This window comes from uncultured Brevundimonas sp. (assembly GCF_937870815.1).
Lineage (GTDB): Bacteria > Pseudomonadota > Alphaproteobacteria > Caulobacterales > Caulobacteraceae > Brevundimonas.
The window spans coordinates 1-13,046 of record NZ_CALMZS010000024.1; the positions used below are offsets into that span (position 1 = coordinate 1).

Annotated in this window: 11 protein-coding genes and 1 tRNA gene; 10 read left to right on the top strand and 2 right to left on the bottom strand. The window is 71.9% G+C overall.

The window, feature by feature from the left end; translation table 11 throughout:
* The first annotated feature begins 9 nt into the window (after positions 1 to 9).
* Positions 10 to 94, top strand: a tRNA-Leu gene (locus Q0588_RS01620).
* A 22-nt stretch (positions 95 to 116) separates the two neighbouring features.
* Here Q0588_RS01620 and Q0588_RS01625 read toward each other — a convergent pair.
* Positions 117 to 488 carry a helix-turn-helix transcriptional regulator gene (locus Q0588_RS01625; RefSeq protein ID WP_298743149.1) on the bottom strand — a complete coding sequence of 124 codons (372 nt, stop codon included), beginning with the start codon at positions 486 to 488 and terminating at the stop codon, positions 117 to 119.
* A 90-nt stretch (positions 489 to 578) separates the two neighbouring features.
* Positions 579 to 1,349, bottom strand: coding sequence for an A24 family peptidase (locus Q0588_RS01630; RefSeq protein WP_298743151.1), 771 nt, complete (start codon positions 1,347 to 1,349; stop codon positions 579 to 581).
* Between the two features lie 284 nt (positions 1,350 to 1,633).
* On the opposite strand from Q0588_RS01630, the gene Q0588_RS01635 reads away from it, so the two are divergent.
* The 9 genes from Q0588_RS01635 (at position 1,634) to gspI (ending at position 13,044) form a co-directional block, all read left to right on the top strand.
* Positions 1,634 to 3,151: a hypothetical protein gene (locus Q0588_RS01635; protein ID WP_298743154.1), complete on the top strand. Its 1,518-nt coding sequence runs from the start codon at positions 1,634 to 1,636 to the stop codon at positions 3,149 to 3,151.
* 78 nt (positions 3,152 to 3,229) lie between these two features.
* Positions 3,230 to 5,878: a TonB-dependent receptor gene (locus Q0588_RS01640; protein WP_298743156.1), complete on the top strand. Its 2,649-nt coding sequence runs from the start codon at positions 3,230 to 3,232 to the stop codon at positions 5,876 to 5,878.
* 184 nt (positions 5,879 to 6,062) lie between these two features.
* Complete coding sequence (locus tag Q0588_RS01645) at positions 6,063 to 6,908, top strand: type II secretion system protein N (RefSeq protein ID WP_298743158.1); 846 nt, start codon at positions 6,063 to 6,065, stop codon at positions 6,906 to 6,908.
* Positions 6,905 to 8,995, top strand: coding sequence for a type II secretion system secretin GspD (gene gspD, locus Q0588_RS01650; protein ID WP_298743160.1), 2,091 nt, complete (start codon positions 6,905 to 6,907; stop codon positions 8,993 to 8,995). Before Q0588_RS01645 ends, gspD begins: the two co-directional genes overlap by 4 nt.
* A gap of 7 nt (positions 8,996 to 9,002) precedes the next feature.
* Positions 9,003 to 10,514 (top strand): type II secretion system ATPase GspE, encoded by a 1,512-nt coding sequence (gene gspE / locus Q0588_RS01655; RefSeq protein WP_298743162.1) that lies wholly within the window; start codon positions 9,003 to 9,005, stop codon positions 10,512 to 10,514.
* The gene (gene gspF / locus Q0588_RS01660; protein WP_298743164.1) at positions 10,514 to 11,731 is read left to right on the top strand and encodes a type II secretion system inner membrane protein GspF; all 1,218 of its coding nucleotides are present in this window, start codon (positions 10,514 to 10,516) and stop codon (positions 11,729 to 11,731) included. The genes gspE and gspF overlap by 1 nt, the downstream gene beginning before the upstream one ends.
* 90 nt (positions 11,732 to 11,821) lie before the next feature.
* A complete protein-coding gene (gspG, locus tag Q0588_RS01665; protein ID WP_298743166.1) occupies positions 11,822 to 12,262 on the top strand; it encodes a type II secretion system major pseudopilin GspG in 441 nt (146 codons plus the stop codon).
* A complete protein-coding gene (locus tag Q0588_RS01670) occupies positions 12,231 to 12,698 on the top strand; it encodes a GspH/FimT family pseudopilin (protein WP_298743168.1) in 468 nt (155 codons plus the stop codon). The genes gspG and Q0588_RS01670 overlap by 32 nt, the downstream gene beginning before the upstream one ends.
* Positions 12,691 to 13,044, top strand: coding sequence for a type II secretion system minor pseudopilin GspI (gene gspI / locus Q0588_RS01675; RefSeq protein WP_298743171.1), 354 nt, complete (start codon positions 12,691 to 12,693; stop codon positions 13,042 to 13,044). Before Q0588_RS01670 ends, gspI begins: the two co-directional genes overlap by 8 nt.
* Positions 13,045 to 13,046 lie beyond the last annotated feature (2 nt).

A 13,046-nucleotide genomic window follows, 5' to 3' on the forward strand; every position in this document is an offset into this window, starting at 1 on the left:
CCGGCCTGTGCGGGCGTGGTGGAACTGGTAGACGCGCCGGACTCAAAATCCGGTTCCGAAAGGAGTGTCGGTTCGAGCCCGACCGCCCGCACCACGTCGCCGCCGTCGGCCGTCCGCTACGGCCGGCCCAGCTCCCTCGCCACGGCGACCACCACGGCCCGCTTGGCGGGCGGCAGCCGGCCGGCGATGCGGGCGATCTGGAGCACGACCCGGTCCTCGGGATCCTCGGCGGTGGCGCCGTCGAAGGCGTCGCCGATCAGGGCGCTCAGCGGCGTCTCGAGCGCATGGGCGATCTGCACCAGCCGGCCGAAGGGCACGGCCATCTCGCCGCTCTCATAGCGCTGGATGAGCTGGTGGCCGCCGCCGACGGTCGCGGCCAGGTCCGCCAGCGTCAGGCCGCGGGCCGAGCGGGCGAGGGCGATGCGCTGCCCCAGCAGGCGGTTGTTCCGGGCCTCCGCCGCCCCGTCGGATCTGCGCTTTATCGTCATCTTTCGCGGCGTCCCTGGCTGACGGAACTAGCGCGGCCGCAACTCATATTTGTGTCGTTTCGTCGAAGGTTTGCCGGCGCCGGGACCGACTCAGCCGCCTAGCCCCGGCGGTCCCAGCAGCCAGGTCAGCCAGATGCCGAGCGCCAGAAAGACCCCGAACGGCATGCGGTCGGCGCCCGACACCCGGCGACCGGCCAGGATGCGGGCGGCGACGACGCTGAGCCCGGCCAGCGCCGCCCACAGCAGCACGCCGGGCAGGCCGACCCACCCGGTCCAGGCCCCGCCGGCGGCCAGCAGGAACGGGTCGCCGCCGCCCAGCCCCTCGCGCCCGCGCACCTGGCGGTACAGCCGGGCCAGCAGCCAGAGGCCGGCGAAGCCCGCCGCCGCGCCGGTCAGGGAATCGACGACGGCGAGCCGCTCCAGCGTCACGGCGGCGACCAGGCCGGTGGCCAGCAGGGGCAGGGTCAACTGGTCCGGCAGCCAGAAATGCTCGCCGTCGACCACCGCCAGCAACAGCAGCTGCCAGCCGAGCAGGGCGGTGAGCAGGGCGGCGGCGGCGGACGGCTGGGTCGCCGCCGCGCACAGGCCGACGGCCGCCGCGGCCAGCTCCATCAGCGGATAGCGGATCGGTATGGCGACCCCGCAGGCGGCGCAGCGGCCGCGGGCGGCGGCGTAGCTCAGCAGGGGGATCAGCCGCCACGGCCGCAGCGGCCGCTCGCAGCCGCGGCAGCGCGACCGGCCGGCCACGACGCCCTCGCCGCGCGGCAGGCGCACGCTGACCAGGCCGAGGAAGCTGCCGACCAGCAGGCCCGCGCCGCCCAGCAGGGCCGCCAGAAGCGCCGGGCCGGTGTCGAAGCTCATGTCATTCCCCCGGACTCTCACACATGATTTCGGGCGGTTCAGCCACGTCCGGGCCCGCAGGCTCTACCCCCGACTTGTGACGATCGCACCGTATCAGGATGGTATTTCACTGAAACGAAAAAACATCTTCACAGAGGTGCGCCGCAACCGTCACAGTTCGGCGTCCACGGTGTCACAACCGCCTTCTATCGAGAGCTTGGGCAGGGGGCGAGCATCGCCGCGGCAGGACAGTGAGTCCGGTCGTCCTGCCGAATGATCCCTTTGGACCAGACACGGTGGAAACGATGACCGGCCTTCGACTGACAACCCTGCTCGCGATCTCCGCCAGCGCCCTGACCCTCGCCGCCTGCGGCTCGGCCGAAGTCGCTTCGCCCGGCGAGGGCGATTTCGGCGACGGTGGCTCCGGCGGCGGCGGCGGCGGCGGCCCGACCCCGCCGGCCCCCGGCACCCCGGCGGCCGACTGCCCGACCGGCTTCGCCAACGTCGGCCTGATCGCCAACAACACCCTGCGGGTCTGCCAGCTGCCGCAGCAGATCAACGGCGCCCTGACGGTGCCGCTGCGTGACGGCACCATCTATTCGATCAGCGGCCGCACCTCGGTGGGCACCGACCAGGGCGTCGATCCGGCGGCCCCGCTCGCCGGCAGCCAGCAGGGCATCCTGACCATCGAGGCCGGCGTCCGCCTCTTCGCCTCGGGCGGTTCGGACTATCTGCTGGTCAACCGCGGCTCGCAGATCTTCGCCGAAGGCACGGCCACCAACCCGATCGTCTTCACCAGCCGCCAGAACGTCGAGGGCGCCACCACCGAGAGCTCGCAGGGCCAGTGGGGCGGCATCGTCCTGGCCGGCCGCGCGCCGCACTCGACCTGCCAGCTGACCGCGCCGGTGACCTGCACGGGCACCGTCGAAGGCACCAGCGCCTTCTACGGCGGCAACACCCCGGCCGACAACTCGGGCCGCATCCGCTACGTCCAGATCAAATATTCGGGCTTCGAGATCTCGACCGGCAACGAGCTCCAGGGCCTGACCATGGCCGGCGTCGGCTCGGGCACCGCCATCGACCACGTCCAGATCTACAACAGCTCGGACGACGGCATCGAAATCTTCGGCGGCATGGTCAACCTGAGCCATATCGTCATCAACGGCGCCGATGACGACGGTCTGGACACCGACTCGGGCTGGCGGGGCGGCGCCCAGTTCGGCATCGTCACCCAGCGTCCGCCGGGCTCGACCAGCCGCAGCGCCGGCTTCGAATTCTCGTCGGCTCCGAAGTCGACGCCGCTGGCCTCGCGCTATGTGTCGCAGCCGAAGATCGCCAACTTCACCCTGGTCGGCCGCAACTCGCCGACCAACGCCCACACCGTGGCGCACTTCGACACCGGCACCGATCCGACCGTCATCAACTCGGTGTTCACCAATGTCGCCGGCTCGGCTTCGGCCTGTCTCGACATCAACGACGCCGACACGGTGACCAGCGCCCCGACCTTCAACTCGGTCTTCATGTCCTGCGCCATTCCCTACCGCTCCGGGAATGCGGCGGCGTCCGAGGCGATCTTCACGGCCGGGACCAACAACACCGCCAACGGGACCTCGACCCTGACGGCGCCTGCGGCGGGCACCAGCCTGAGCAACCAGGTCCTGACCTTCATCAACGGCGCCAACGAGACGGCGGTGACTCCGGCCAACGCCCCGGCGGTCCACAGCTTCTTCCAGTCGACCACCTATATCGGCGCCGTCCAGAACGCCTCCGACACCTGGTGGCAGGGCTGGACCTGCGGCCTCACGGCCGGCGCGACCTGCTGATGACGGATGCGCGGTGGCGGCCCTCGCGGGTCGCCACCGTGTCTCGCGTATTCCGTTGAACCCCATAAGGCGCAGAACATGAAGACGATCACCCTGACCCTGAGCGGGGTCCTTCTGGCCACCAGCGCACTCGTCGCGCCGGGTCTGGCCTACGCTCAAACTCCGCCGGCCCAGACCGCGCAGCAGACTCCGACCGACCAGGAGCCGACGTCCGACCTGGGCGAAGTGGTGGTTCTCGGACGCTACATTCCCCAGCCGAACCAGGAGAGCGCCGAGGTCGCCGCCTTCCTGACCGCCGAGGACCTGCAGCGGACGGGCGACGACAGCGCCGCCGGCGCGCTCGCCCGCGTCACCGGCCTGACCGTGGTCGAGGGGCGGTTCGTCTATGTCCGCGGCCTCGGCGAGCGGTATTCCTCGGCCCTGCTGAACGGGTCGCCCCTGCCCAGCCCCGAGCCGCTGCAGCGGGTCGTGCCGCTGGATCTGTTCCCGTCGAACATCCTCGACAGCGTGACCGTCCAGAAGACCTATTCGGTCGACTTCCCGGGCGAATTCGGCGGCGGCGTGATCGACCTGCGCACCGTCGACGCGCCGAGCGAGCCGTTCTTCTCTATGTCGGCCTCGATCGGCGCGAACTCCGAGACGACCAACAAGGAAAGCCTGGTCTATTTCGGCTCGCGCACCGATTTCACCGGCTTCGACGACGGCACGCGCGACGTGCCGGGCCCGCTGGCCCTCGCCTTCGGCCAGGGCGTCGCGGTCAACAGCGGTAATTTCGAGGCGCAGGAACTGCAGCGCATCGGCCAGTCGCTGGTCAATGCGCCGCTGCGCCTGTTGCAGAGCGCGGACACGCCGGTCAATTTCGGCTTCGACCTGGCCGGCGGCCTGTCCAGCGACAGCAGCCTGGGCACCCTCGGCCTGATCGCCGTCGCCGGCTACAGCAACGACTGGTCGACCCGCCGCGGTTTCCAGGAGGAGAGCCAGTTCTCGGGCGACGTCCTGGTGCCGGCCACCAGCAAGGCGTTCGAGTCGAACCAGAACGACATCCAGCTGAACTTCCTCGGCGGCCTGTCGCTGACCACGGACAGCAGCGTGCTGCGCTGGACCAATTTCTACGTCCGCAACGTCACCAAGGAAGCCCGCACCGCCGCCGGTCCCGACTTCGACGCCGGCGGCGGGATTCAGCGGACCGACTTCACCGAATGGTTCGAACGCCAGCTGTTCTCCAGCCAGCTGGCCGGCGAGCACGAGGTCACCGACCGGGTGGATTTCGCCTGGCGGGCCGCCTACGCCAAGACCGAGCGCAACGCCCCGTATGAGACCCGCTTCGAATACGGCGTCGACGGCGACGGCAACTTCATCCACCAGATCGGCGGCAACCGCATCTCGTTCAGCGAACTGGACGACGACATCGTGTCGGGCGGGGCGGACGTGAGCTACACCCTGCCCCTGTCGGACTACCGCGACGCCGTCTTCAGCCTCGGGGTCGCCTATTCGGACAACAATCGCGACGCCCAGCGCCGCGACCTCCGGTTCGTGCCGGCCGGCACCCTGACCGACGAACAGCGCCAGTCCCGCGTGGACTTCCTCTATTCGGACTACAATATCCGGCCCACGGGCCTGGTCCTCGAGGAGACCACCGGCGGCGCCGGCAGCGGCGCGGCGGCCTATTCGGCCCAGCTGGAGGTGGCCGCGGCCTATGTCCAGGTCGACGCCGAGTTCATCCCCTTGCTCCGCACCACCTTTGGCGTGCGCTATGAGGATGGACAGCAGTCGGTCACGACGCGCGACCTGTTCGGCGGCGCGGCGCCGTTCCCGCCGACCGAGATCAACGAGCAGTATTTCCTGCCGTCGTTCACGGCGACGTGGAATTTCGCGGAAGACCAGCAGTTGCGCTTCGGCGCCTCCCAGACCATCGGTCGCCCGCAGTTCCGCGAACTGGCCCCGCAGTCCTATACGGACCCCGAGACCGACCGCGAGTTCACCGGCAACCCCTTCCTGGTCGACACCGAGATCCTCAACCTCGACGCCCGCTGGGAGTGGTTCTTCGCCCGTCAGCAGTATCTGACGGCCGGCGTCTTCTACAAGGACCTGGACAAGCCGGTGGAGTCGGTCATCTCGACCGCCAGCGCCGGTCGCCAGCAGTCGTTCCTGAACGCGCCGCAGGCGACGATCTTCGGCGCCGAGGTCGAGGCCAAGAAGTATTTCGAGTTCCCGGACGCCGGCTCGTCCTTCATCGCCAACAAGCGCTGGCTGGTGCAGGCCAACTACACCTGGTCGGACTCCGAGGTCCAGGTCGAGGCCGGCGACACCGTCCGCACCCCGGGCGGCGGCGGCGTGGGCGAGGACGCGACCTTCTTCATCGCCGACGGCAGCCGCATGCAGGGTCAGTCCGACCATGTCGCCAACCTGCAGCTCGGCTGGGAGGACGACACGGCCCGGTCGCAGGCGACGATCATCGTCAACTACGTCAGCGAGCGGATCACCGCCCGCGGCGCGGGCGCGGCGGGCTCGCGGGAACCGGACTATATCCAGGACCCCGGCGTCTTCCTCGACTTCGTCTACCGCAAGGATTTCGAGTACGGCGGCCGCGACCTCGGCTTCGCCCTCGAGCTGCGCAACCTGCTCAACACCGACTACGACGAGTACCAGGAGCTGGGGAACAAGATCCGGATCAACAACTACGATCTAGGCGCCTCGGCCTCGGTCAGCCTGACCGCCCGGTTCTGACGCCAGGGGGAGGCCGCCGTCGCGGCCTCCCCGTTCTCGTGAAGGCGGAAATGCGGCATTTGCTCCGCATACGGTCTGATAGTCACGGCAAGTTCTCCGCACCGTCACGGGGCCGTGAAGCCCGGACACGGACGATTGGTCTAGGAAATCTCCGGGCCGTCGGGGCCCGTCGGGGCCTGCGATCGTGATCGGCGCAATTCGCAACTGGAGCTCGGGAGCCCGCGAGGCCCTCGCCGCCCGGCCCGACCGGGTCCGCGCCGCCGTGGAGGCGGCCCTGGCCGCGGTCCTGATCGTCCAGCTCGGCCGCCTGGCCTGGATCGCGGTCGAGCCGGTCGACCTCCCCGCCGCCGTGGCGGCGCGGCCCCAGGCCCAGCCCGTCGACTATTCCGTGTTCCAGCGTTTCGACGCCTTCTTCCGCACCGGCGGCGAGAGCAGCCTGGCCGGCGACGCCGCCGCGGGCGCCAGCCAGATGCGGCTGTTCGGAGTGCGCTCGGACGGCGCCGGCGGCGGTTCGGCCATCATCGGCCTGGCCGACGGCCGCCAGATCGCCGTCGCCGTCGGCGAGACCATCGAGCCGGGCCTCGTGCTTCAGTCCGTCGGCGCCGACCATGTGGTGCTGGCCCGCGGGGCCTCGCTGAGCCGGCTGGTCTTCGGCGAGCTGCCGGTCGGCGCGGCCCCGCCGCCGCCGCCGCCGCCGGGGCCGCAGACCGTCACCCCCGACCCCGCCCCGGCCGCCGCCGCCGCCCCGACCGTCGACCCGGCCCGGCTGATCACGCCGGCCGCCCTGCGTCCGCGCATGCAGGGCCTGCGCCTCAACGGCTTCACCATCGCCGAGGGCGTCGACGCCGGCGCCCTGGACGCGGCCGGACTGCAGGCCGGCGACGTCATCCTCGCGGTCAACGGCGTGCCGCTCGACAGCCCGTCCCGCATCGCCGCCCTGCGCGGCCAGCTCGCCAACGCGGCCAGCGCCGAAATCCGCTTCGAGCGGGACGGTGCGGCGCAGACCACCACCATAAGGACAGGCCGTTGAAACCGACCCGCCACAGAGCCCTCGCCGGCGTCCTCGCCGCCGTCCTGCTGGCCCAGGGGCCGCTGGCCGCCGCCCCCGTCCTGGCCCAGTCCGGCCAGACCCTGAACGTGCAGGGCGCGGACATCCGCGCCTTCATCCAGGACGTGGCCCGGTCGACCGGGCGCACCTTCATCGTCGATCCGGCGGTGACCGGCACGGTGACGGTGACCAGCGACCGGCCGCTGTCGCGCGCCCAGCTGTTCGAGGTCTTCCTGTCGACCCTGCGCGCCAATGGCCTGGTGGTCACCCCGACCGGCTCGGGCGCCTACCGCATCAGCCCGGCCCAGGGGGCCGCCCAGGGCCCGGCCACCGTCGGCGCCGAACGCTTCGCCACCGAGGTCTTCCAGCTGCGCAATATCGACGCCGCCTCGGCCGCCGAGACCATCCGGCCCCTGGTCGGGCCGCAGGGCCAGGTGCTGCCCAACGCCGGGGCCAACAGCGTCGTGGTCGCCGACTTCGTCGACAACCTGGCGCGCATCCGCGCCCTGATCGGCCGCATCGACGTCGACCGCACCGGCTTCGAGGTGGTCACGCTCGAGAATTCCTCGGCCCGCGAGATCGCCGGCGTGCTGCAGACCGTCCTCGCCCCGCCCGGCGGCCAGCCCGGCCAGGGCATGGTCTCGGTGACCCCGGTCGAGAGTTCGAACTCGGTGGTGCTGCGCGGCGATCCCTCGGCGATGGCCCGGGTCCGCCCGCTGATCGAGGACCTCGACCGCCGCGCCGAGTCGGCCGACGACGTCAAGGTCATCTTCCTCGAGCACGCCAACGCCGAACAGCTGCTGCCGGTGCTGCAGCAGATCGTCGGCCAGGCCCCCACGACCGCGGCCGCCGCCGCGGCCGGGCCGCGCGGGGCCGCGACCGGCGGCCCGGCCCCGGTCGTCGAGGCCGCGTCCGCGCCCGCCGCCGCCGCCGCGGCTCCGGGCCAGCGCGCCACCATCGCCCGCTTCCCCGGCGCCAACGCCCTGGTCATCTCGGCCTCGGGCGACACCCAGCGCATGCTCGCCGAGGTCATCGGCCAGCTCGACCGGCGCCGCCAGCAGGTGCTGATCGAGGCCATCGTCGTCGAGCTGTCGGACAACGCCGTGCGCGAGCTGGGCGTGCAATGGCTGCTGGCCGGCGAGGACGGCGATCCGGTCGGCCTGACCAACTATTCGGACCGCGCCGCCCCCCTGCTTCCGATCGCCGGCGGCGCGGCCGCGGGCCGGCTGGAACCGGACGATCCGCTGCGCGAGCAGCTGCAGAACCTGGCCCTGAACACCCTGCTCGGGGCCAATGGCTTCGTCGGCGGCGGCGGCGGGCGGATCGGCGACGGCCTGTTCGGCTTCATCATCAACGCCGCCAAGACCGACGACGGCTCCAACCTGCTGCAGACCCCGTCGCTGATGACCCTCGACAATGAGGAGGCGACCATCCTGGTCGGCCAGGAGGTGCCGATCACCACCGGCGAGGCCCTGCTGGACGGCAATTCCAATCCGTTCCGCACGACCCAGCGCCAGGACATCGGCGTCAAGCTGATCGTCCGGCCCCAGATCAACGCCGGCGGCTCGATCACCCTGTTCCTGCGGCAGGAGGTGTCGAGCATCAACGGCGTGCTCTCCAATTCGGCCAGCGACCTGGTGCTGAACAAGCGCGAGCTGGAGACCACCCTGGTGGTCGACGACGGCGACATCGCCGTGGCCGGCGGCCTGCTGGACCAGAACGACCGGCTGTCGGTCGACAAGGTGCCCGGCCTCGGCGACATTCCCGGCCTCGGGGCCCTGTTCCGCTCGACCAGCCGCCAGCGCGGGCGGACCAATCTGATGGTCTTCATCCGCCCGACCATCATCCGCTCCCCGGCCGACGCCCAGGCGCTGAGCGCCGACCGCTGGAGCTATATGCGCCGGCAGCAGATCAACAATGCGCCGGGCGTCGAGCCCAGCCTCGACGAGATGCTGCGCGACTATATGCGCACCCAGGCCCCGGCCGCCCCCTCGCAGGGGGTCGCGGCGCCGGCGGGCGAGGTGGTGGTCTCGCCGCTGCCGCCGGCGGACCCGTCCCCGGGCGGATGAGGGCGGCATGATCACCCTGGTCAACCCGACCCTGCCCTACGGCTTCGCCAAGCGGCACGGCGTCATCCTGCTCGAGGCCGGCGACATCGCCCTGGTCGGCCTGCGCGAGGGGGCCGATCCCGCCGCCCTGGTCGAGACCCGCCGCGCCCTTGGCCGGCCGCTGCGGGTCGAACGGCTGGCCCAGGCCGATTTCGACCGGCGGCTGTCCCAGGTCTACGCCGGCGACCATCTCAGCGCCGCCGACGGCGATCTCGACATGCCGTCGCGGCTGGACAGCCTGATCGACGACATCCCCGCGGCCGCCGACCTGCTCGACACCGCCGACGACGCCCCGGTCATCCGCCTGATCAACGGCATCATCGCCGAGGCCGTCCGCGCCGGGGCCTCCGACATCCATCTGGAGCCGTTCGAAACCGCCCTGACGGTGCGCATGCGCATCGACGGGGTGCTGCGCGAGGCGCTGGCGCTGAATCCGCGGATCACCCCGCTGCTGGTGTCGCGCATCAAGGTCATGGCCCGCCTCGACATCGCCGAGAAGCGGGTGCCCCAGGACGGCCGCATTCCGCTGGCCCTGGGCGGCAAGACCCTCGACGTGCGCGTCTCCACCCTGCCGTCGCGGGCCGGGGAGCGGGTGGTGCTGCGCATCCTCGACAAGGACCAGGCCGAGCTGCGGCTGGATCAGCTCGGCATGACCGGCGAGACCCTGGAGGCCTTCCGCGCCGCCCTGCGCGAGCCCAACGGCATCATCCTCGTCACCGGACCGACCGGTTCGGGCAAGACCACCTCCCTCTACGCCGGCCTGTCGCTGCTCAACGACGCCACCCGCAACATCCTGACCGTCGAGGACCCGGTCGAATACGCCATCGACGGCGTCGGCCAGACCCAGGTCAACACCAAGGTCGGCATGACCTTCGCCGCCGGCCTGCGCGCCATCCTGCGCCAGGATCCGGACGTCGTCATGGTCGGCGAGATCCGCGACGTCGAGACGGCCGGCATCGCCGTCCAGGCCGCGCTGACCGGACATCTGGTGCTGTCGACGGTGCACACCAATGACGCGGCCGGGGCCATCACCCGGCTGCGCGACATGGGCGTCGAACCCTTCCTGCTGGCCTCGACGCTGCGCCTGATCGTGGCCCAGCGGCTGGTCCGGCGGCTGTGCCCGGCCTGCCGCCAGTCGGAGCCGGCCGATCGCGCCACGGCGCGCCTGATCGGCGTCAAGCCCGGCCAGCCGGTGTGGCGCGCCCACGGCTGCGACCGCTGCCGCCAGACCGGCTATGTCGGACGGGTCGGCCTCTACGAGGTCATCCGCGTCGACGACCGCATCCGGCGCCTGGTGGCGGCCGGGGCCGACGAGGACGCCGTCAACGCCGCGGCCTTCGAGCGTATGGACACCCTGGCCCAGCGGGCGCGCGCCTTCGTGCTCGCCGGCCTGACCTCGATCGAGGAGGCGGTGCGGGTCACCCGGCAGGACGCCGGGGCGCTGGCGGGCGACGACCCCGCCGCCGAGGCGGCGGCCTGATGGCCGCCTTCGACTATGTCGCGGTGGACGCCGGCGGGCGCACGGTGAGCGGCGCCGTGACCGCCGCCGACGAGGCCGCGGCGCGGGGCCTGCTCGAGCGCCGCAGGCTGATGCCGCTGGAGGTCACGCCCGGGCGCGGCGCGGTCGCCCGGGGCGGACCCGCCCGCCCGGGCCGCGGCGGCCGGCTCAACGCCCGGACCCTGGCCCTGACCACCCGCCAGCTGTCGACCCTGGTCTCGGTCACCCCGGTCGAGGAGGCGCTGCGCACCATCGCCCTGCAGGCCGACCGGCCCGCGGTGCGGCGGGTGCTGGAGGGCGTCCACGCCGGCGTCATGGAGGGCCGCCGGCTGTCCGACGCCATGGCGTTGCAGGGCGAGGCCTTTCCGCCGCTGTACCGGGCCATGGTCTCCGCCGGCGAGACCTCGGGCGCCCTGGCGCCCATTCTCGAACGGCTCGCCGATGGGCTGGAACGGGACCAGACGGTGCGCGGCAAGGTGATCACCGCCCTGGTCTATCCGGCCGTGCTGGCCGTGGTCGCCCTCGGCGTCATCGGGGCGCTGATGACCTTTGTCGTGCCCCGGGTGGTCGACCAGTTCGACAGCATGAACCAGACCCTGCCGCTGCTGACCCGGCTGGTCATCGGCGTCTCCGACCTGATGCGGAACTGGGGCTGGCTGGGCGGCCTCGCCCTCGCCCTGGCGGTCGCCGCCGGCGTCGTCGCCCTGCGCAATCCGGCGATCCGCCTGCGGGCCGACGCCGCCCTGCTGCGGCTGCCCCTGGTCGGCCGGCTGATCCGCGACCTGCACGGGGCGCTGATGGCGCGGACCCTGGCCACCATGATCGCCGCCGGCCTGCCGGTGCTGGAGGGCCTGACCATCACCGCCCGCACCGTCTCCAACCGGGCCCTGCGCGCCGCCACCGCGACCATGGCCGACGCCGTGCGCGAGGGCGGCGGCCTGTCGGCGGCCATGCGCCGCGCCGACGTCTTCCCGCCGATCCTCGTCTATATGACCGCGTCGGGCGAGAGCAGCGGCCGGCTGGAGCCGATGCTGGAGCGCGCCGCCGACTATCTGGAGCGCGAGTTCTCGACCTTCACCGCCGTGATGCTGAGCCTGCTCGAGCCGGCCATCATCGTGGTCATGGGCGGCGTGGTCGCGATGATCGTTCTCTCGATCCTGCTGCCCATCCTTCAGATCAACACCCTGGCCATGGGGTGACGGAGTTGCATCATGCTTTTTGGTCCTGACGCCCGCCGCGCGGCGGCCCGCTTCTTGAGGACGCTGACAGGCGTTCGCGCTCAAGCAGCGTTGCGCCGCGCGCGACGCGATAGCGCCCCCAACAGAGCCGGCTTCACCCTCGTCGAGCTGATGGTGGTCATCGTCATCATCGGCCTGCTGGCCACCGTGGTCGCCATCAACGTCCTGCCCAGCCAGGACCGGGCCATGGTCGGCAAGGCGCGGGCCGACATCTCGGTGCTGGAGCAGGCCATCGAGACCTACCGGCTCGACAACCTGACCTTCCCCGACGACCTTCAGGCCCTGGTCGCCCCGCCGGCCGGCCTGGCCCGGCCCGAGCGCTACCGCCAGGGCGGCTACGTCCGTCGCCTGCCCGAGGACCCGTGGGGCAATCCCTATCAGTACCGCCGTCCCAGCGCGCACGGCGGCCAGTTCGACGTCTTCTCGCTCGGAGCGGACGGCCGGGAAGGGGGCGAGGGCAATGACGCCGACCTCGGCAACTGGCAGACCTGATCGCCGCCGCCGCGCCGGCTTCACCCTGGTCGAGCTGCTGATGACGGTGGCCATCATCGGCCTGGCCGCCGGCGCCGTGGTGCTGTCGGTGCCCGATCCGCGGCCGTCGGTCGCCGAGGACGCCGAGCGTTTCGCCGCCCGCCTGTCGCGGGCCGGCGAGGAGGCGGTGCTGACCAACCGGCCGATCGCGGTCGAGGCGACGGCGGCCGGCTACGGCTTCTCCGCCTTCGACGGGATCGCGTGGTCGACGCTGGACGAGGGGCCGTTCGGCCCCGCCCGCTGGAACGAGGGCGTGTCGATGTCGCCCGCCGGCCCGGTCCGGGTGGTGTTCGATCCGACCGGCGTGGCCGAGCCGGCGACCCTGACCCTGAGTCGTGACGGCCGGGCCGCCCGCATCGACGTCGACGGGGCCGGCGAGGTCACCATCGATGGCTGACCGGTCCGGCTTCACCCTCGTCGAACTGCTGGTCGCCCTGGCCGTGTTCAGCCTCGCCGCCATGGCCCTGCTCAACCTGTCGGGCGAGAACACCCGCTCCGCGGCCCGGGTCGAGACGCGGACGCTGGGCGGGGTGGTGGCCGAGAACCTGGCCGTCGAGGCGATGATCGCACCGCAGGTCGCCGAGGGCCGGACCTCGGGCGTGACGCCCCTGGCCGGGCGCCGGTGGCGCTGGACCCGGTCGGTCTCGGGCGTCGACGCCGGCCTGCTGCGCATCGACATCCGCGTCGCCGACGACGAGGGCCAGGCGGCCGAGCGGGTGCTGTTCCGGGCCCGGGAGTCCTGACC